This window comes from Streptomyces pacificus (genome assembly GCF_011766325.1).
Classification (GTDB): domain Bacteria; phylum Actinomycetota; class Actinomycetes; order Streptomycetales; family Streptomycetaceae; genus Streptomyces; species Streptomyces pacificus.
In genome coordinates this window covers 500,392-522,306 of sequence record NZ_BLLG01000002.1, presented here as the reverse complement: position 1 = coordinate 522,306, position 21,915 = coordinate 500,392, and the positions used below count along the sequence as shown (strand labels likewise).

The 21,915-nt window shown below is 73.9% G+C and carries 6 protein-coding genes; 1 reads left to right on the top strand and 5 read right to left on the bottom strand.

The window, feature by feature from the left end; translation table 11 throughout:
• Nucleotides 1-262: 262 nt before the first annotated feature.
• Complete coding sequence (locus SCWH03_RS04960; protein WP_173262317.1) at nt 263-1,453, bottom strand: 3-deoxy-7-phosphoheptulonate synthase; 1,191 nt, start codon at nt 1,451-1,453, stop codon at nt 263-265.
• A 2,052-nt stretch (nt 1,454-3,505) separates the two neighbouring features.
• Here SCWH03_RS04960 and SCWH03_RS04955 point away from each other — a divergent pair.
• A complete protein-coding gene (locus SCWH03_RS04955) occupies nt 3,506-6,358 on the top strand; it encodes a LuxR family transcriptional regulator (protein WP_254076566.1) in 2,853 nt (950 codons plus the stop codon).
• A gap of 310 nt (nt 6,359-6,668) precedes the next feature.
• Here SCWH03_RS04955 and chcA read toward each other — a convergent pair whose 3' ends face one another.
• From chcA to SCWH03_RS04935, 4 genes are all read right to left on the bottom strand, one after another.
• Complete coding sequence (gene chcA / locus SCWH03_RS04950; RefSeq protein ID WP_173262314.1) at nt 6,669-7,511, bottom strand: 1-cyclohexenylcarbonyl-CoA reductase; 843 nt, start codon at nt 7,509-7,511, stop codon at nt 6,669-6,671.
• On the bottom strand, nt 7,508-8,677 hold the full coding sequence (locus tag SCWH03_RS04945) for an acyl-CoA dehydrogenase family protein (protein WP_173262311.1): 1,170 nt from the start codon (nt 8,675-8,677) through the stop codon (nt 7,508-7,510). Before SCWH03_RS04945 ends, chcA begins: the two co-directional genes overlap by 4 nt.
• A 29-nt stretch (nt 8,678-8,706) precedes the next feature.
• Nucleotides 8,707-11,718 (bottom strand): 3-phosphoshikimate 1-carboxyvinyltransferase, encoded by a 3,012-nt coding sequence (gene aroA / locus SCWH03_RS04940; protein ID WP_173262308.1) that lies wholly within the window; start codon nt 11,716-11,718, stop codon nt 8,707-8,709.
• 124 nt (nt 11,719-11,842) lie between these two features.
• Nucleotides 11,843-21,898 (bottom strand): type I polyketide synthase, encoded by a 10,056-nt coding sequence (locus SCWH03_RS04935; protein WP_173262305.1) that lies wholly within the window; start codon nt 21,896-21,898, stop codon nt 11,843-11,845.
• Nucleotides 21,899-21,915 lie beyond the last annotated feature (17 nt).

Sequence of the window (21,915 nt, the reverse complement as noted above, 5' to 3'; positions counted from 1 at the left end):
ACGGAGCACAGGCGGGCGCGCGATCCCCGCTTCGGGCAGGAGGCGGCCGGCCCGCCGACGCCGGGGCCCCGGTGCGGCACGGCCGTCGGCCCCGGGGCCCGGCACGGTGAAGGCCTGCCCGGCCTACGTGTGCACGTGTGCACGTGTTCATCTGGAACCTCCGAGGATGCCCCGGCCTTCGGGCCGGGGAGGAACCGGATACCTGCGGAGCAGGGCGGGGAAAGGGCGATCGCCGTCAGGGCGAGGGGAGGATTCAGAGGATTCAATCGTCTCGGCCCCACGCCGCCACGAGCGCGACGGCCTGTTCGGGGTTGAGGCGGGGGTCGCACAGGGTGGTGCGGCGGATGCCGGGGGAGTCGAGGGTGCGGAAGTCGGGGGCACATTCGGTGACGTCGTCGGGTGTGGTCTCCAGGTGGAGTCCGCCGGCGATGCCGCCGGCGCCGGCGACGGCCCGGCAGAAGGCCCGGACCTCCTCCGCCATGGTGGGAAGCAGGCGGGTCTTGTGGCCGTCGGGGGTGGTGACGGTGTTGCCGTGCATGGGGTCGCACAGCCAGATCACCGGGTGGCCGGCACGGCGGACGGTGCGGACGAGCGGCGCGAGGCGCGAGCGTGCCGCATCGGCGCCCATGCGGGCGATGAGCGTGAGGCGGCCAGGACGGCGCTGCGGGTCGAGGCGGGCGCACAGCGCGGTGAGATCGGCCGGGGTGATCGTCGGACCGACCTTCACCGCGACGGGGTTGAGCACCTCGGAGACCAGGTCGACATGGGCACCGTGGAGTTGATGGGTGCGCTTGCCGATCCAGGGCCAGTGGGCGGAGCCGAGGAGGCGTCGCCCGTCGTCCAGATCACGGGCCAGGGGGAATTCGTAGTCCAGGACGAGTGCTTCGTGGCTGGTCCAGATCGGAGCCGGGGTGCCGGTACCGGGGTGTTGTGCCTCGCCGGCCGGTCCGAACCAGCCGAGGTGCTCCATGACGTCGCGGGCTGCCCGATAGGCCGTCAGCATCCGCAGCGGGTCGTGGCGGCGGCCGGCGAGATCGCGGGTGGGGGCGTTGACCATGTGTCCGCGATAGACGGGCAGGTCGACACCGTCGACCGGTTCGACCAGGTGCGAGCGGGGCTTGGCGAACTGGCCGGCGATGCGCCCCACGCGGACCACCGGTGTGCCGGTTGCCGCCTGAAGGGTGTCGCCGAGCAGGTGAAGCAGGGCGGACTTGCGCGCGACGTGTTCCGCCGTGCATTCGTCGGGGTGCTCCGCGCAGTCACCGGCCTGGAGGACGTGGGTCTCTCCTCGCGCCACTCCCGCCAGCTGGTCACCGAGCCCGCGGACGTCCTCCGCCCGCACCAGAGGAGGGCGCTCGGCGAGGATCGTCCGTACCCGCTCGGCCTGGGAGGCGTCGGCCCATTCGGGCTGCTGTCCGGCGGGATTGCGTGTTTGAGTGACGGGGCTACCCACCACAGCCTCCAGAGTGTCGGGAAGGGAACGCGGAGAACGCGCGGGGACGGGGAACGCGGAGAACGCGCGGGACAGGGGCCGCGGAGAAGGCAGGGGACGCAGAGAAGAGGGCGGGGGCGGCGGTGTCGGCCAAGTCGCCGGCACTCGCCTTGAGGGGAATCCGGAACTGCCGTGGATCAGCCCTGTTCCAGGAATGCCGCAGAGGGAAAGCGGCAGGGGCCGACTTGACTGTATGCCGCCCGCACATGGTGTACCCCCGCGGGCCGGCGAAATCAGGGGGGGGCGGTACGGGGAATAGGGGGGAATCCTCGATATGAGGGGTGAGTGAGCCGTCTCCGACCCGGTTGAGGCTTACGGAAGGTGTGCTGAGGACGTGGTGAGGTCCTTGGTGGATGGGTTTTCGGCCAGGGAAATCGGCCCCACCGGAGGCCTCACCTGTTCGGCCCCCCGTCGGGCGTCGGCGGGCCGGGCCCCGCGCTCCGCTTCCCGGCGCGGCAGTTGCGGCGCCGCCACCGCGCGTTCGGCTGCCGGCGGTGCCTGAGCGCCGGCCGCCAGGCCCTGCCCGCCCTCGCCCGGTTGCGGACGGGCACACCTCCACGCCCCGCTCGCGGCAGGCTTCGGCGCCGGCGCCACGACGGCCCACCGCGGTGCCACCGAGGCGGGCGAGTGCCTGGCCGCTCACGCTCCCCGTCTGACCGGCACGGTGCGGACGCGTCGGCGAGGGCGTATCTCCTCCCGGACGGCACGCTGCTGCCGGATCCCGCGCCGGGGGGCGGTGGGAGGCTCTCTCCGCAGGCGGGAAGCCGGTGAACCGGTCCCAAGCGAAGACCCTGGCCTTGTCGGGCGGTCCGCCGCCACTCTCGGGTCCCGGCGGCTCCTCCGCGAACCGCGGTGCTCGCCCGGATCGCCGGCCAAGCCGTCCTCACCTTCATCTGACCGGTTCGGAACGAGGAGGGAAATGGCTCATTGAGGCATACCCGGGGTGAGGGTCCCCTCTTAGCGTGGAGTCCGTGACACCAGGGGAAGTTGAGGTTCATGGGGTTCAAGCAACAGAAGTACGAATGTGAGTTCTGTGAGGGTGCTGTATGCGTCGTGATCGAGAAGGTCACTCCGGCCCCGGAGGTCGCCGGTGTCCCCGGTGCGCCTCGGGGGACGCCGCACGGTCGGGTGTCCTGCTGGAGGAGAAACGGTTCGGCATCGTCCGGCCGGTCCGCGCCCGCTGAATCAGGCGGCCGGCGGCGGGAGGGTGGCCGTGCCGAGGTGGAACGGCTGCGCCGGGAGAGGTGCCGAGAGGGACGAGCGCATCGCGAGCCGGAGACCGAACGTGATGTCTTCGGACGCTGGATGGCCTTGCGGGTGAAGTAGCTGTGGCGGACCCGGCCCGCCCGGCCGGGGTGATCAGCGACCGCAAGGCCGGGCAGAACGTTCCGCACGCCGTGTCCTGCCGCGTGCCGGGTGTGAGCGCGTCGTGGTGCGACGCGTGGAAGGACGGCCCGTCACCGCCCGCGAGGGGTGCGCGCGGGCAGCCGGCCGAAGCCGTCAGGCGGGTCCTGGACGCCCCGGGCGGTACCAGCGGCTCCCCGAGGGTGTGGATCACACCCGTGGGGGAGGGGGCCGCGTCTCGGTGAGGCCGCCGACCCGGACCGCCCCGGTCCCCGGGGCGCGTCGGATCATGATCGGACCACGCTGTCGGCGAGGGCGTCCACCGTGTCCTCACGGTCCAGTACGTCCACCGATGCCCCCTCGCCATTCGCGCCGGGCCCGGCCGGAGGCCGTCATGCGGATCACCGGTTTCCCCCGCACCCGCCGGCTGCACCGCGTGTGCGGGTACCGCGTCCCGATCGATCACGAACACCACCGCCGGGCCGACTCCGCCCTGGAGCGACCGTTGAGAAGATCTCCGCACACCAAGGGGATTGACAGGGTGAAGCCCGGCTGATAGCGCCCGGCGTCGATGTCGGGCGTTCATTCCTCGATGTGCCTGCACCATCGCGCACATCCAAGCCCATAGTGCGCTGCCGACGTGCAGTTGCACCTTGCGAGAGGACCCCCGTGAGCGACATCCCTGAAGTGGTTCTGTCGGAACACGCCACTCCGGAATTCGAGAACTGGCAGAAGAACGGCGGACTCCTCTTCCTCCGTGGACCGAAGTGCGCAGGGAAGACCACCGCGCTCAACCGGATCTGCGCGTCGGAAGCGGACTCCGGAGTGCTGAGCCTGTGGGCGACGGGCTGGCTGAACGAGTACGGTTCCCCGTTCGGGGTCCTGCAGCAGATCCTGGACCAGGTGGACCAGGTGGACCAGGTGGACCAGGTGGACCAGGTGGACCAGGTGGACGGCGGGGACCGGCCCTCCGCCGCAGGCCCCCCGGGTTCCCCAGGGGTGGGTCCGCAGACCCCGCCCGGCCTGACCTTCGAGTGGGTGTACGCCCGACTGCTGAAGATCGCGGCGAGACGCCCCCTGCTCCTCGTCGTCGACGACATCAACTACGTCGACGGCCCTTCGCAGCTGTTTCTGCGCTTCGTGGCGCGACGGCTGAAGGGGACGCCCATCCGGCTGGCCATGGCCGAGCGCACCGGATGCGCCCTCTCGTTCTGCGACGACCTGCGCACGGACATCCTGCGACTGCCCTACACCAGCGTGGTCCGGATGCGGCTCCTGGGGCGCAAGCAGATCGCCTGGTCCCTCACCGAGCACCTCCCGCACTTCCGCGGACCCTTCCCGCGCTCGGCGGCCCACCGCATGGCCGATCACCTCCACGACCTGACCGGTGGCAATCTGCTCCTCGTCGACGTCCTGCTGAGGACGTGGCTGATGTCGGCCGATCCGAAGCCGGAGGAACTGGAAGTCGACCCGGCCTTCCACGACTGCGTCCGGGGCATGATCAGCGACACGGACGTGCCCGGCATGCTCAGCGGCGCCCACGCGGTGGCCGTCCTCGGCGACTTCGCCTCCCTGCCGCGGCTCGCCCGGCTGCTCGGGATCGACATCACCAGGGCCAGCAGGATCTCCGGTGCGCTCAACGACCTCGGCATGCTGGCCGGTGACTTCCTCCGGCCCGACATACGCAGGGCGCTGCTCCAGGACGAGAGCTTCACCGCGCGGGGCGAGCTGCATCTGCGGGCCGCGCATGTCCTCTTCGAGGACAGTGCGCCCCTGCCGCAGGTCGTGGACCATCTCACCGCGGTGGGGATGATCGGGCCGCCGTGGGATCTGCAGCTCGTCCTGGGCCTCGTCAGCCAGGCCCTGAAGAGCGGCAGCACGGACGTCGCCGGCAGGCTGCTCAAGCTGGCCAAGGGCTCGGCCGTCGGCCCGCAGGAGCGTTCCGCCGTGGAGATGATGCTGCTGCGCACCACCTGGCTGACCGACCCGGGGCTGGTGGCCTCCCTGCTGCCGACGCTGGGCCGCGCCGCCTTCCGCGGTGTCCTGAACGCCGCGGACCTGGCGTTCCTGGTGCGAGCGGCGCTGTGGCACGGTCTGACGGAGCTGGCCGCGGAACTGATGCCCCTGATGCGTGAGAAGGCTCCGCGGTCCCCCTGCCCGGCCGAGGTCGGTCTCGCGGAAGCGCTCTACAGCCTGTGGAGCGGTATCCCGATGGACTGGACGGCGCTGGAACTGTCCTCTTCGAGCGAGGCCGACGAGTGCTGCGGGCCGGGCGCCGACGTGCATTCCCTGCTCACCGGTCTGCGCAGGATCCATGCCCCGGCCCATGAGACGGACCGGGCCCAGGCGGTCTTCTGGGCCGAGCAGGTGCTCCAGGGAATCCGGGTCCAGTCCTCCGCGGTGGAAACCCTGCTGTTCGCCTACACCGTGCTGGAGTGCCTGGGGTCCCTGCCCGCCGCGCGGCCGTGGTTCACCCAGCTGTCGGAGGCGCTCGAAGCGCATCCGTCGCCGCTGTGGGAGGCCCTGGTGTCGGTCGTGCAGGCGAAGGTCTCGTTGGAGGTCGGCGACCTCGGCTCCGGCTACCGGTGGATCCGCAAGGCGCTCGCGCGCAAGCCCTGGCACGAATGGGGTGCGCCGGTCGCCGGTATCGCCGCGCTGCTGGTGCAGACCCTGACGGAGATGGGCAGGACGCAGGAGGCCGCGGAGGTGCTCGACCGGCCCATCCCCCCGGCTGCGTACCAGGGATGCGGCGGGCTGAAGTACGTCTACGCCCGCGGCAGGTATCACCTGGCGACCGGCCGGCTGCACGCGGCGCTGGCCGACTTCGAGTCGTGCAGGGACATGAGTGCCTCCCTGCGGACCGGGACGCCGGCGCACGCCGACCAGACCCAGCTGACGGTGCCCTGGCGCTGCGGGATGGCGGAGGCGTATCTGGCCCTCGGGGACGTGGCGGCCGCCCGGGATGTTCTGCGGCAGCAGCGGCAGCAGCTGCCGCAGGAGGAGACGTCCGTGCACGGGGTCACGCTGCGCCTCCTGGCCAGGACCACCAAGGACGACGCCCGGCGGCTCTCCCTGCTCAAGAACTCCGCGGACGCACTGGAACGCAACGGCAGCAGGCTGCAGCTGGCGTACACGCTGACCGAACTCGCCACCGCCTACCGGGAGACCTCGCGACTGAACCTCGCCAGGACCACGTCCAAGCGGGCCCGGCGCATGGCCGAGCAGTGCGAGGCGGGACGGCTGCTCGCGCTCGTCACCGCCGACGCCCCCGGGCCCGGACGGGATATGCAGCCGGCCTGCCACCACCCGGAGCTCGCCGAACTGAGCTCCGCCGAACGGCGCGTGGCGGTCCTGGCGATCCTGGGGCACACGAACCGGGAGATCTCCGGGAAACTGTTCATCACCGCCAGCACGGTGGAGCAGCATCTGACGCGCATCTACCGCAAGCTGCGCGTGCAGCACCGCGAGGACCTGCTGGACAAGTTCTCCACGGTGTTCATGGCCCTCGAGCAGAGCGGCTGAGACGGATCCGTCCGGGAGCGCGGGGGAGCGGGGTGAGCTCCCCCGCGCTCCCTGCTGCCCGCACTCCCCGCGGGAGGCGGTGTGCCGGGGCGGGAACTCCTCGGGCGCCCCCGGGAGCCGCGGCGGTGGTCCGGGTGTGCGCCGGATCGACGGCCGCCTTCCCCGCCGGTGACCGGTTCCCGGGGGCGGTGGGGGCCCCGGTCGCCGGATCGAGGTGCACGGCGCCCGCGGCGAGGCGATGCGCAGGCCCCGTGGTGCCCGGGGAGCCGGCCCGGAGGGCACGGCCGTGCATGTCGCCGCCCCGCGTCCCTCAGGATTCCCGTGTCGGGCGGGGCGGCAGGCGCAGTGCCTCGCCGGCGTCCGCGAAGAACGGCGGGGCGACCACACTCAGGCCCCCGTCGACGACCAGGGTCTGGCCCGTGAGGTAGCCGGCCCCCTCGCTCAGCAGGAAGGCGACCGTGTCGGCCATCTCCTGCACCGTGCCGGGCCGCCCGGCGGGGATGCGGTCCAGGACGCCGCGCATGTCGGGCATGCCCTCGACGCCGTAGAAGTAGGCGAGCGAGTCGGAGTCGATCAGGCCGCCGTTCACCGCGTTGACGTTGATGCCGTACGGTGCGAACTCGACCGCCATGTAGCGCACCCATGCCTCGATCGCCGCCTTCATCCCCCCGAGCGCGGCGTACGTCGGGTAGGCGCGGACCGACCCGTACGACGACAGCGCGACGATCCGGCCGCCGTCGTCCATGAGCCTCACCGCCTGCTGGGCGCCGAGGACGAAGGGGCGCAGGTTCATGGCGTAGGAGCGGTCCAGGTGGTGCTCTCCCAGGTCGAGAATGTTCTTGAAGACGCTGGCGGCGGCGTTGGAGACGAAGTGGTCCAGGCGTCCGTAGCGCTGTGCGACTTCGTCGAACAGCGCCGTGACGCCTTCCGCCGTCTCGACGTCGGCCTGCACGGCGACGCCCCGGCCACCGGCCTCCTCGATGTCGGCGACGGTCTTCTCGGCCAGTTCGGTGTTCTTCTTGTAGTTGACGACCACGGTGCCGCCCCGGCGGGCGAGGGTCAGTGCGAGGGCGCGGCCGATGCCGCGCGAAGCGCCCGTGATGAGGGAGATCGGGGCGCCGCCGGCCGCGTCGTCGTGCGGGACTCCGCTCATCGTGTGCCTCCCGCGGTGACGGTGGTGCCGGCCTGCCGCAGCAGTTCGCGGAAGACCACGGCCTTCTGCACCTCGTTGGGACCCTCCTCGAAGCGCTGGGCGCGGGCGTCGCGGTAGACGCGCTCGATCTTCTGGGACTTCCAGTAGCCGAGCCCGCCGTGGACCTGCAGCGCCTTGTCGGTGACGGTGGTCAGCATCGTCACCGCGTGCATCTTGGCCATCGAGGACTGCAGCGACGCGTCGTCGGCGCCCTCCTCGAAGCGGCGCGCGGCGTGCAGCACGAGCTGCCTGGCCGCCTCGATGTCGGCCGCGTTCTCGGCGAGCATGAACTGAATGGCCTGACGCTCCGTCAAGGACTTGCCGAAGGTCACGCGGGAGCGGGCGTAGTCGACGGCGAGCTGCTGGGCGCGCTGGGCGAGGCCGACGCAGCTCATCGCGACGGAGATCCGCGAAGGGGTGAGGAACCCGCCGAGGAACACCTCCAGCCCCTGGCCCTCCTCGCCGAGCCGGTGGTCGACGGGCACGGGGGTGCGGTCGAAGACGATCGAGGCGTGGTCGGTGCCGGTGACCCCCATCGTGCGGGAGGTGTCCTCGGCGCTCACTCCGGGCGCGTCCCGCGGCACCAGCAGGGCGACGGTGCCCTCGTGGCCCGTGGAGCCCGCGACGCGCGCCGCCAGGAGGTAGTAGTCGCAGCGCATCCCGAACGTGATCAGGTGCTTGGAGCCCGACAGGCGGTAGGTGTCGCCCTCGCGGACCACCGAGGCCGTGATGTCCGCTCCGGTGCCGTTGCCCGGCTCGGTCAGGGCGAACGCGATCTTGATCTCGCCCAGGACGGCCGGCACCACGAACCGCTTGCGCTGCTCGTCCGAGGCGTGCCCGTCCATCGACCGCCAGATGCCGTTGACGACGTGCACGATCATGCGCAGGGAACCGTGGGAGCGGGAGAAGACCTCCATCAGCTCCATCCACTGGGTGAACCCGAGGCCCTGGCCCCCGTACTCCACCGGGGCGGCGAGCCGCAGGAACCCGAGCTCGCCGAGCTCGCTCCACACCGCCTCGGGCACCTCGCCGGTCTCCTCGATGCGTTCGGCCCACCGCTCGCCCGGGCCCGTCACCCACCGCTCGACCGTGGCGCGGACCTCTCCGAACCGCTGCTCGTCCATCATCCTTCGCACTCCGTCCTCTCCTGTTCCTGTCACTGCGTGTGGGGGCGCAGATGGCGCGCCCTGGCCCGCAGTTCGAACTTCCTGACCTTGCCGATCGGGTTGCGCGGGAGATCCGCGACGAGCTGGAGCCGCTCCGGCCAGTACTGCCTGGCTGCCTGGTGCCCGTCCAGGTAGCGGCACATCTCCTCGAAGCCGAGCCGCGCGCCTGCCCTGAGCACGACGAACGCGCAGGCACGCTCGCCGAGGCGCTCGTCGGGCATGGCCACGATGGCCACGTCGTCGACGGCGGGGTGACGGAACAGCAGCTGCTCCATCTCGCCGACGGGGATCTTCTCGCCGCCGCGGTTGATCACGTCCTTGACCCGGCCGGTGATGCGGACGTAGCCCGATGCGTCGAGCACCGCGAGGTCGCCGGTGCGGAACCAGCCGTCCGGGGTGAAGGCCTCGGCGGTCAGGTCGGGGCGGTCGAGATAGCCCTCGAAGACCGTCTGCGACAGGATCTCGAAATTGCCCTCGGCGCCGGATGCCAGCACCTCGCCGCGGTCGTCGGTGACCCGCAGCCGTACGCCCTCCAGGGCACGCCCGTCGGTGCCCCAGCGCCGCTCCGGGGCGTCGGCCGGCCGCGACAGCGCGCCGAGGCAGGTCTCGGTGGTGCCGAACGCACCGCACACCTTCGTGCCCAGCACCTCGCTCGCATGCTCGGCGAGCGGGCGCGGCACGGGGGCGCCGGTGGCCACGAAGATCCGCAGATGCCGGGGCGCGCTGCCGAGTTCCTCGACCGCCTTCACCAGGTCGGCCAGGAACGGCGTGGCGGCCTGCACAAACGTCGCCCGGTGCGTGTTCAGCGAGCCCAGGGCGCGCCGCGCGTCCCACTCGGACTGCAGGATCTGGGGCACACCCAGCACGGTCGCCAGCGTCATCCCGTACAGGAACCCGGTCTGGTGGGCGAGCGGGGAGGGCACCCAGACGGCGTCCCGGGGGCCGAGGCCGAGATGCCGGATCTCCATCGACACGGCCCGGACCAGGTTCGAGGACGACTGCATGACCCCCTTGGGCTCGCCGGTGGTGCCCGAGGTGAACAGCAGCTGCGCTGTCGCCGCGGCCTTCGGGCGGACCGCGTCGAGGGCCGCCCGGTCGACCGCCGTGGTCTTCAGGGCGGTCTCCCAGTCGTGCAGGCGGACGCCGCCCGGTGGCGGCTGCGGCGGCCGGCTGCCGCCGTCCGGCCGGGCCAGTACCACGACATGCTCCAGGTGCGCCGTGTCCGGGCCGCCGGTGGCGGCGAGGGCGAGTGCCTCCTGCGCGGGGCGCCGGGACCGGTACTCGTCCATGACGACCAGGACGCGGGCCAGCGAGCGGCGCAGCACGAAGCCGAGTTCGCGGGCCCGGAAGAACGGGATGACCGGGCAGCAGACGGCACCGATCCGCAGCGCCGCCAGCGACAGCACCACGAACTCCAGGCGGTTGGGCAGCTGGTACGCCACATTCTCGCCCGGCCGCACCCCGAGCGCGAGCAGCAGCGCGGCGGCCTTGTCCACCCGGCCGGCCAGGTCGCTCCAGGTGACGGTGCGGTCGCCGTCCGGGCGTACGTCCACGAGGGCGGTGTCATCGGGGCGGGATGCGGCGTGCCGGGCCAGCCACTCCGGCAGGGTGACCTCGCAGGCGCGGTCCGGATCCGCGACGGACCGCAACGGTTCCCGGACGGGTCCGCGGGCGCGCCTCCCGGCGGAGCGTGCCGGGCCCTTCTCCACGGAGGCCGGTACGCCGACGGTGTTCATCATGTCGAGGAAGCCCGGATACGAGATGCGGTAGGCGTGCGGGTACGACAGCGTGGAGCGGCCCCGGGCGCGGGAGGCGGCGACGGCCAGCGACATCAGCACCCGGTGGTCGTTGTACGAGGACAGCCGTGCGCCGGCCAGCGAGTCCACCCCGGTCACCCGCAGGGTGTCGCCGGACAACTCCAGCTCCGCTCCCATGGAGTTGAGCTGGAGCATCACCCGGGCCCGGTCGGATTCCTTCAGCCGTGTGTGCGCGACGTTGCGGAACACCGACTCGCCGTGCGCGAAGGCGGCGAGGGCGGTCAGGACGGGAAGCATGTCCGGCACGTCGCGGCAGTCGACGTCGACGGCCTTCAGCAGCGGGGCGTCCTGCCGGATCCGGACTCCGCCGGCCACCGGGTCCCGTTCCATGGGGACGCCCATCGCGCGGGCGATGTCGAGGAAGTGGAATTCGGGGTGGTCGGCGGGGCCGCCGGTCAGGCTCGGCATACCGCGCAGCAGCACATCGCAGGGGTGGAGCGCGGCGGTCGCGATGCCGAAGGCCGCGGAACCGATGTCGGGGGGCAGCGTCAGCTCGGTGGGTCGCGCGCTCTGGTGCGGCGCGACGTCGAAGCGCCGCCAGTCGGGGGACACGGTCACCTGCAGGCCGAACTGCCGCATCATCGCGACGGTCAGCTCCAGATAGGTGCGCTCGTTGAGGGCGCCCGTCACAGTGACGGTGGTGGGGCCGGTGGCGAACGGCGCGAGCAGCAGCAGCCCGGATATCCACTGGGACAAGGTGCCGGGAACGGTGACCTCACCGCCCGTCGGCCGATGGCCGAGGATGTGCAGGGGCGGGCGGTCGTTCGCCGACTCCAGCCGCACGCCCATCTCCTGCAGCGCACGCAGCAGCGGTCCCACGGGGCGGTTGCGGAAGTACTTCTGCCCGGTGATCGTGACCGCCCGGTCCGACAGTGCGGCGAGCCCGGTCATGAAATAGAGGGTGGTGCCCGAGCTACCGGCCGAGACGGTGTCCCGGACCGGCCGGTAGCGGCCGCCGAGCCCCCGCACCGCGAAGGTGTCGCCCTCGCGGACGATGCCTACGCCGAGGCCGCGCAGCAGCCGCACGGTGTACTCGACGTGCCGGGCGTCGGACAGGCCCCGGATACGGCTCTCCCCGTCCGCGAGGGAGGCGAGGATCAGCGCACGGTGGGCATGGTATTTGGAGTTCGGTACGAGGATTTCGCCGGAAATCCGGTGCTGAACTCCCCTGACGAGAAGATGCATGGGATCTGTTCACTCCTAGCCTTTTCGCACATCCTCTTGATGGACGTTCTCCCGTGTCGGTTCGCCGCTCCATCCCTTGACGGCCCCTGGAAATCCCGGGGTTGTCCCGCCCCATGCGGAACCGCTAGTCGACGTGCTCGTCGACGAATGCGAGCAGTTCCTCCGCGGTCGCCGATTCGATGGCGTCCGCGGCCGGGTCCGACAGCAGGCTCCCCGGCGGGGCCGCCGTACGGTCGAGTCGCGCGAGCAGGGCGTCGAGCCGGGATCCGAACCGTGCGCGGGCGCCCTGGCTGTGCGCGGCGTCCGGCAGGGTGTTCTCCAGCCAGTCGAGTTTCTCCAGGACCTCCTGGGTGAGGGCGTCCCGGTCGGGTTCGAACCGGGCGCAGAGGAAGTCGGTCAACTCGGCGGGACTCGGGTGGTCGAAGACGACGGTGGCCGGCAGCGCCAGGCCGGTGACCGCGCCGAGCCGGGTGCGCAGTTCGACGGCCGTGAGGGAGTCGAACCCCATGTCGGTGAAGGCGCGGTCACCGGCGACGGCCTGCGACGTGGCATGCCCCAGCACCCCCGCGACCTCCGCGCGCACCAGGTCGAGCACCGCGCCGCGCCGCGTCTCCGCGTCCATCGCCGCGAGGCGCCCGCCGAGTTCCGTGCGGGCCGGGGCCTCGTCGGCAGCGGTGACGGGCTCCGCCAGGTGCCGCAGCAGAGGGCTGGGGCGGGTGCTGGCGAAGACGCGCGCGAAGCGGTCCCAGTCGACGTCGGCGATCGTGACGGTGGTGTCGTCGTGCTCCAGCGCCTGGGCGAGGGCGGTGGTGGCGCCCTGGGGCGGGAGGGCGCCGACACCGCGGCGCAGCATCTCCTCCCGGAAGTGTTCGTCCGCCATGCCGCCTCCGCTCCAGGGGCCCCAGGCGATGGCCGTGCCGGCGGCGCCTCGGGCGCGGCGCCGCTCGACCAGTGCGTCCAGGTGGGCGTTGGCCGCGGCGTACGGGCCGTTGCCGGCGCTGCCCCAGGTGCCGGCGATGGAGGAGTAGACGACGAACGCCGCCAGGTCGTCCCCCAGCACCTCGTCGAGGATCTCGGCGGCGGTGACCTTCGCGTCGGACACCGCCGAGAAGTCGCCCCCGGCGAGTTCCGTCAGCGGCTGCTCGGCGGCCACACCCGCCGCGTGCACCACCGCGCAGACGGGGGCGCCCGCGGCGGCGAGACTCCCGGCGAGCCTGCCGACGGCCTCGCGGTCGGTCACGTCGCAGGCAGCGAGGTCGACCGTCGCGCCGAGTGCCTCCAGTTCGGCGCGCAGCAGCTCGGCGCCGGGAGCGGCGGGGCCGCGACGGCTGGCGAGGACCAGCCGGGACGCCCCGTGCGAGGCGAGCGTGCGGGCGGTGTGCGCGCCGAGCGCTCCGGTACCGCCGGTGATCAGTACCGCCCCCTCCGCCCACCGGTGCGCACCCGGGGCGTGGGCGCCGCTCCCCGGGGCGTCGTGCGTGCCGGCGGGGGTGAGGCGGCGCGCGCGTGCGCCGTCCCCGCGCAGCGCCACCTGGTCCTCCCCGGCGGTCCCGGAGAGGACGGCGGCCAGGCCGGCCGGTTCCCCTTCTGCGGGGAGGTCGACCAGACCGCCCCACAGCGCCGGGTGTTCGAGGGCGGCGACGCGACCCAGGCCCCAGACCTGGGCCTGCCAGGGGTCCGGCGCCGCGTCCGCCGGCGCGGTGCGTACCGCGCCGCGCGTCAGCGTCCACAAACGGGTCGGGAGGCCCGCGTCGTGCAGGGCCTGCAGCAGGACCAGGGTGGCCAGGGCCCCGGCCGCGACGCCGCGGTGCCCGGTGTCCTCGCCGCCGGACTCCGCCAGCAGGGACACCGTCCCCGCCACCGCGCCGTCGGCCGCTGCACGCTCCTTGAGGTCCTTCGCCAGTGCCGCGCGGTCCGTGCCGTGCGGATCGACGCCGACGACGAGGGGGTTCGCCCCCGCGGCGGCGAGCGCCTGCCGTACGGCGCCGGCCGTCGTGCCGCCGGCGGCGTCCCGCGGGACGACGATCCACCAGGTGCCGTCGAGTGCGGCGGCGGGGGCTTCGGCGGGGATCCGGTCCCAGCCGACGCGGTAGCGCCAGCCCGCGGCCCGGGCGAGCACGGTGCTGGTGTGGTGCCAGCGGTGGAGCACGGGCAGCGCGGCGCGCAGGGGCGTCTCCGCGTCGAGGCCGAGGGTGCGGGTCAGGCCGTCGAGGTCCTGGTCCTCGACCACCTGCCAGAAGCGTGCCTTCGCCGGGTCGTCCCCGGCGCCGGTGCCCGGGTCCGCCGCGGCCTCCTGGTCCAGCCAGTAGCGCTCGTGCCGGAAGGCGTACGTGGGGAGCCGGACCTGCCCGCCCGCCCCGAGCACCGCCGTCCAGTCGACGGATACGCCGTGGGCGTGCGCGGCGCCGAGCGCCGTGACCGCGGTCCGTACCTCGGGGTGCTCGCGTCGCCCGGAGGGCAGGGCCGGCCGGTCCGTCCCGGCCAGGGGTACCAGCGCGGCGTCCGGTCCGAGTTCGACGAGCACGTCGGCGCCGTCCAGGGCGCCGAGGGCGTCGGCGAAGCGGACGGCGTGGCGGGCGTGGTCGAGCCAGTAGGCGGCGGACGCGAAGGGGTGTGCGCTGTCGGCCGACGGGCTGACGGGGAGGGCCGGCTCGTGGAAGGCCAGTTCGCCGAGGACGGTCGCGAAGCCGTCGAGCACCGGGTCCATGAGCGGTGAGTGGAAGGCGTGGCCGACCCGCAGCCGGGTGGTGCGGCGGCCCTGTTCACGCCAGTGGTCCGCGATCCGCAGGACGGCTTCCTCGGCACCGGAGACCACGACCGCCTCCGGGCCGTTGACCGCGGCGATCACGGCCCCGGGCGCGTCCGCGAGGCCCGCGGCGACCTCGTCCTCGCTCGCGGCGATCGCGACCATGGCGCCGCCCTCTGGCAGTGCCTGCATCAGCCGGCCCCGCGCCACCGCCATCCGCGCCGCGTCCGGCAGCGACAGGACCCCGGCCACGCACGCCGCGGCGATCTCGCCGACCGAGTGCCCCGCCAGCACGGAGAACTCCACGCCCCAGGACTGCCACAGCCGGGCCATCGCCGTCTCGAACGCGAACAGCGCGGGCTGCGCGAACTCCGTGCGCTCCAGCACCTCCGCGGGCTGAGACCACATCACCTCCCGCAGCGAGCGCCCCAGCAGCGGATCGGCCACCGCGCACACCTCGTCCAGCACCGCGGCGAACACCGGGAAACGACCCGCAAGTTCACGCCCCATGCCCGGCCGCTGCGCACCTTGACCGGAGAAGAGGCCCGCCACCCGCCCGCGTCCGGCCGTGCCGGTGGACACCGCCCGGGGCGTCGTCGACGCGGCCGGATCCGCGAGTGCGGCGAGGGTGCCGAGCAGTTCCTGCCGGTCCTCGGCCACCAGGACCGCCCGATGGTCGTGGAGGGACCGGGTGGTGACCAGCGACCGTGCCACATCGGCGGGTTCGAGCCCCGGGTGGTCGCGCAGATGGGAATGGAGGGCGCGGGCCTGGGCCGGGAGGCCGGACGCGCCCCGGGCGGTGAGCACATAGGGCAGCGGGGTCCGGGCCGCGGGGCGGTCCTGCGGGTCCGTCTCAGCGCCGCCCCCGGCGGAACCGCCGTCCACAGGAGTGCCCCCGGCGGGTCCGCCGTCCAGGGGATCGCCCTCCGCCAGCACGATGTGCGCGTTCGTGCCGCTGATACCGAACGACGACACGGCGGCCCGGCGCGGCCGCGCGCCCCGGGGCCAGGGGTGTTCCTCGGTCAGGAGCCGCACGGCCCCCGAGGACCAGTCCACCTCGGGTGTCGGCGTGTCGGCGTGCAGTGTGCGGGGCAGCAGTTCGTGCCGCAGCGCCTGCACCATCTTGATCACACCGCCGACCCCGGCCGCCGCCTGCGCGTGGCCGATGTTCGACTTCAGCGACCCGAGGTACAGCGGCCGCTCCGCCGCGCGCTGCCGGCCGTAGGTCGCGAGCAGGGCCCCTGCCTCGATCGGGTCGCCCAGCCGGGTGCCGGTACCGTGCGCCTCGACGGCGTCGACCTCGGCGGCCGCGATGCCCGCCTGCGCGAGCGCGGCCTCCACCACACGCTGCTGGGCGGGACCGCTCGGGGCGGTGAGGCCGTTGGACGCACCGTCCTGGTTCACGGCGGAGCCGTGGACCACGGCGAGGACCTCGTGTCCCCGCCGGCGCGCGTCGGACAGCCGTTCCACGGCGAGCAGGCCGACGCCCTCCGACCAGCCGGTGCCGTCCGCATCGGCGGAGAACGACCTGCACCGGCCGTCCGAGGCCAGCCCGCCCTGGCGGCTGAACTCGACGAAGATGTGCGGCGACGCCATCACGGTGGCTCCGCCCGCCAGCGCGAGATCGCACTCGCCCCGGCGCAGTGCCTGGCAGGCGAGGTGCAGGGCGACCAGCGACGACGAGCAGGCGGTGTCGAGCGTGACCGCAGGGCCCTGCAGCCCGAGAAGGTAGGAGATGCGCCCCGACATCACACTGTTGCTGTTGGCGATGCCGATGATCCCCTCAAGGTTCGCCGGCGTGCTGCTCAGACGCGACAGGTAGTCGTTGTACATGGTGCCGACGAACACACCGGTACGGCTGCCGCGCAGGGTGCCCGGTGCGATCCCCGCGTGCTCCACGGCCGCCCAGGAGGCCTCCAGCAGCAGGCGCTGCTGCGGGTCCATGGCCAGCGCCTCACGGGGGGAGATGCCGAAGAAGTCCGCGTCGAATCCGGCGGGGTCGTCGAGGAATCCGCCCTCGCCGGTGCTGCTGGTACCGGCCCGGGAGCGGTCCGGGTGGCGCAGGCCCGCCAGGTCCCACCCCCGGTCGGTGGGGAAGCCGGTGATGGCGTCCCGGCCCTGCACGAGGAGCTGCCACAGATCCTCGGGGGACGCCACGCCGCCGGGGTAGCGGCAGGCCATCCCGATGATGGCGACGGGCTCGTCGGCGGCGGCCGCCCCGGGAGCGGCGGGCTGCCGCGGGAGTGGCGCGGGCCCGGTGGCCAGCGCGCTGTCCAGGTGCCGGGCGAGCGCGCCGGCCGTCGGATGGTCGAAGACCAGGGTCGCCGGCAGCCGGACACCGGTCGCCGACGAGAGACGGTCGCGCAGTCTCACGGACATGAGGGAGTCGAAACCGAACTCGCCGAGCGGGCGCTCCGCGTCGACCGCGCTCATGTCGCGGTGCCCGACCGCCGAGGCGATCTCGGCCCGTACGAGGTCGGACAGCGCCCGGCCGCGGTCCGCGGCCGGGAGGGCGGCCAGTTTCCCGGCCGCCGGCCCGGATGCGTCCGCTCCGGTGGACGCCGTCGCGTGGCGCGGCGCTGGAGGCAGCGCCGCGAAGAGCGGTGCGGGCCGGGCGGCGGTGAACAGCGGCAGGAAACGCGGCCACGCCACGTCGGCCAGCACCCGGCTCCCGCCGAGGGACACCGCCCTCGACAGCGCCGCCACGGCCTCGTCGACCGGGAGCGGGGCCAGGCCCTGGCGTCGCAGCCGTCGCTCCAGGGCGGCGTCGACCATGCCGCCGCCCGACCAGGGACCCCAGGCGAGTGCGGTACCGGCCAGACCGCGTGCCCGGCGCCGGGCGGCCAGCGCGTCCAGCACGGCGTTGCCCGCCCCGTACGCGCTCTGCCCCGAACCCCCCCAGACGCCGGAGACGGAGGAGAAGACGACGAAGGCGTCCACGTCGGTTTCGCCGAGCACCTCGTCGAGGACCCGGGCACCGCCCGCCTTGCCCTGAAGGACGGCGTGGAACCGTTCGGGGGTGGTCTCCAGCAGCGGTGTCTCGTCGGCGACGCCCGCGGTGTGGAACACCGCGCGGACGGGAGCGCCCGACTCCGCCGCCTCACCCACCAGGCCGGCCACGGCGGACCGGTCGGCGACGTCGGCGGCGACGATCCGTACCGGCGTGCCGGTGGCGGCCAGCTCGGCCAGGAGTTCCCGCGCGCCGGGCGCCTCGGGACCCCGGCGGGAGACGAGCAGCAGGGAGCAGCCGCCCAGCCCGGCGACCCAGCGCGCGACATGACCGCCCAGCGCCCCCGTGCCACCGGTGATCACCACGGTGCCGGACGGCGTCCAGCCGGCGGGTGGGCGCGTCGGGAGGTCCGGCTTGACCAGGCGGCGGACGGACACCCCATCGGCCCTGAGGCGGATCTGGTCCTCGCCCCGGGCCGCGGAGAGCAGCCCGGCCAGGCGGTCGAGCGGGGGCCGTACGCCGTCCGGCGGCAGATCGACCAGGCCGCCCCAGCGGTCGGGGAGTTCCAGGGCCGCGGCCCGGCCCGCTCCCCACACGGCTGCCGTGTCGAGGTCGTCGTCGGACTCCTGGGTCAGGCACCACACCGGGGCGTCCACACCGGCGTCGGTGAGCGCCTGCAGCGCGGTGACGAGGATGTCCGGGTGGGCGGCGAACAGCAGCACACCGTCCGGGCCGGCGGCGGTGCGGGCGGCGTCGGCCAGCCGTGCCGCGAGAGCGGGGCGGTGAGAGGCGGCGTCGACGTCGACGGCGAGCGTGTGCGCGGCCAGGTCGCGGGTCCAGGAGACGTCCTTCGCCGGTGGCGCGAGGACGATCCAGGTGCCGGGGAGCCGGCCGGCACGCGGCGGGTCGGGCAGCAGCTGCCAGGCGACCTCGTAGCCGAGGCGGTCCAGGTGCCGGTCCGCCGCTGCCGTCGGCAGGGTGCCGGCAGCCCGCAGCGTCAGTTCCCCGACGGTGAGGACGGGGTCCCCGGTGCTGGTGGCCGCGTCCAGGCCGAGGGGCGCGGTGCCGGTCCGCAGCCGTACGCGCACATCGCGGGCGCCGGGGGAGTGCACGGCGGCCCGGCCGAAGGAGAACGGCAGCCGGACCTGCCCGCCGGATTCGTCGGCGGTCGCCAGCGGGTGCAGGGCGGCGTCCAGCAGCGCGGGGTGGCAGTCGTAGCGGCCGTCGTGGGCCCGCTCGGGGAGGGCGACCTCGGCGTACAGCTCGTCGCCGGAGCGCCACAGCGCCCGCAGGCCGCGGAAGACCGGGCCGTAGCCGTAGCCACGTGCGGCGAGGGTGCCGTAGAGCTCCTCGACCGGCGTCTCCTCGGCGCCCTGCGGTGGCCACTGCCCTGTGGCCCACGCGGAGTCGGCCGGCTCGGGGGGCTCTGCCGCGAGCCGTCCGGTGGCGTACTCCACCCAGTCGCCGTCGCCGCTGCGGCCCCGGATGACGAGCGCGCGCTCCGGCTCGCCGTGCGGCCCGACCCAGACCTGGATGTCGGTGCCCGCGGCGGGCAGTTCGAGCGGCGTCTGCACCACGAGGTCGGCGACCTGGCGCCAGCCCACCTGCCGGGCGGCCCGCAGGGCGAGTTCGAGGAAGCCGGTACCGGGGAGGAGCACGGCACCGGAGACCGCGTGGTCGGCGAGCCAGGGGTCCCGGTCGGGTGCGATCCTGCCGGTGAGCACCACGCCGCCCCGGTCCGGCAGCTCCACGATGCCGGACAGCAGGGGGTGGTCCAGCGCGTCGGCGCCGTCACCCGTCCGGGCGGGGGGCGCGAGCCAGTAGCGCCGGTGCTGGAAGGGGTAGGGGGGCAGGCCGGCCCGGGGAGCGGCCGGGAAGAGGGCCTTCCAGTCGACCTCGGCGCCGTGCGCATGGGCCTCGCCGAGCGCGGCCAGCAGGGTGAGCGTCTCGCTCTGGGCCCGGCGGCAACTCGGCAGAACCGGACGACCGGTGTCGATCAGCGGTGCCAGGACCGCGTCGGGGCCGATCTCGACGACGACGTCCGCCTCCGCGAGCCCCGCGACCGCGTCGTGGAACCGCACCGCCCGGCGTGCGTGGTCGACCCAGTAGGCGGCGGTGGCGAACGGATGCGCGGTCTCGGCCGACGCGCTCACCGGCAGCGTCGGCTCCCTGCGGTCCAGCTCCTCCGCCACCGCGCGCAGCTCGTCGAGCACCGGCTCCATGAGCGGCGAGTGGAACGCGTGGCTGACCCGCAGCCGGCTCGTGCGCCGGCCACGCTCGCGCCACGTTCCCGCGACCCGCTCGATCTCCGCGCGGGCACCGGAGACCACCACCGCCTCGGGGCCGTTGACCGCGGCGATGCCCACGAGCGCCGGATCCCCCAGCGTCGCGGCGACCTCCTCCTCGCCGGCGGCGATCGCCAGCATCGCCCCGCCCTCCGGCAACCCCTGCATCAGCCGGCCGCGCGCCACGGCCAGCCGGGCTCCGTCGTCCAGGGACAGCGCCCCGGACACCACGGCGGCGGCGATCTCCCCCACGGAGTGCCCCGCGACCGCCGTGAACTCCACGCCCCAGGACTGCCACAGGCGCGCCAGCGCCGTCTCGAACGCGAACAGCGCGGGCTGCGCGCACGCGGTCCGCTCCAGCTGCTCGGCGGGCCCCGACCACATCACCTCCCGCAGCGACCGCCCCAGCAGGGGATCGGCCACCGTGCACACCTCGTCCAGCACGTCGGCGAACACCGGGAATTCCTCGGCCAGCTGACGGCCCATCCCGACGTGCTGGGCGCCCTGGCCGGAGAAGACGGCCGCCACCCGGCCGCCGCCCGCGGCCACGGGAGTGACCTCGCCGAGCCCGGCCAGCACGGCGTCGCGGTCGCCCGTGACCGCCGCCCGGTGCTCGAACGCCGTCCGGTGCACCGCCGCCTCCCGCGCCGCCCGCAGCAGGGACGCCTCCGGCCGGGCCGCGAGGTGCTCCCGCAGCGCCGCCGCCTGGGCGCGTACCGCCGCCGGCGTCCTGCCCGACAGCACCAGCGGCACCGAGGTCCGCGTCCACGGGGCCGGCGGCTCCTGCGCGCTCTCCCCGGCGGGCTCGGGGACGAACTCCTCGACGATCACATGGGCGTTGGTGCCGCTCATCCCGAAGGAGGACACACCGGCCCGACGCGGCCGGTCCCCGGCGCGTTCCCACGTCCGCTCCCGCGCCAGCAGCGCGACCGTCCCCGCGGACCAGTCGACCTCCGTCGACGGACGCTCCGCGTACAGGCTCCGCGGCAGTACGCCGTGCCGCAGCGCCTGCACCATCTTGATCACGCCACCGACGCCCGCGGCCGCCTGGGTGTGCCCGATGTTGGACTTCAGCGAACCGAGCCACAGCGGCCGCTGTGCCGAACGCCCCCGGCCGTACGTCGCCATCAGGGCCTGGGCCTCGATGGGATCGCCCAGCCGCGTTCCCGTCCCGTGCGCCTCCACCACGTCGACCTCGTCCGCGCTCAGCCGCGCATTGCGCAGCGCCGCGTCGATGACGCGCTCCTGGGCGGGGCCGCTCGGCGCCGTCATCCCGTTGGAGGCACCGTCCTGGTTGACCGCGCTGCCCCGCACCACCGCCAGGACCTCGTGCCCGAGCCGCCGCGCGTCCGACAGCCGCTCCACGGCCAGCACGCCCACCCCCTCGGACCAGCCGGTGCCGTCCCCGTCGTCGGCGAAGGAGTGGCAGCGGCCGTCGGTGGACAGCACCCGCTGGCGGCTGTACTCGACGAAGAAGGTGGGGCCGGCCATGATCGCGACACCGCCGGCCAGCGCCAGATCGCACTCGCCCGCACGGAGCGACTGGCATGCCAGGTGCAGGGAAACGAGCGAGGAGGAGCACGCCGTGTCGACGGTGACGGCGGGACCCTCCAGGCCGAAGTGGTAGGCGACCCTGCCGACGGCCATGCTGCCGGCGCTGCCCATGTGGACGTAGCCCTCGAACCCGTCCGGGGCCGTGGTGAACCGGCCGCCGTAGTCGTGGTGCATGACACCGGTGAACACCCCCGTGCGACTGCCGCGCAGGGCGGCGGGACGGATACCCGCGCTCTCCAGCGCCTCCCAGGACGTCTCCAGCAGCAGCCGCTGCTGCGGGTCCATGGACAGCGCCTCCCGGGGGCTGAGTCCGAAGAAGTCGGCGTCGAAGAGGTCGATGCCGGTGAGGAAGCCGCCTTCGCGGGTGTACGACTTCCCTGCGGCGTCCGGGTCGGGGTCGTAGAGGCCGGTCACGTCCCAGCCGCGGTCCCGCGGGAAGCCGCTGATGGCGTCGCGCCCCTCGGCGACGAGCCGCCACAGGTCGTCGGCGCCGTGCACCCCGTCCGGGTAGCGGCAGCCGATGCCCACGATCGCGATCGGCTCGTGGTGCTTCGTCTCGGCGTCCCGCAGCCGCAGCCGGGTCTTCTGCAGATCGGTGGTGACCTTGCGCAGGTAGGCGACGAGCTGGCTGTCGTCAGTTGTCATGTCTGGCACCTATCGGC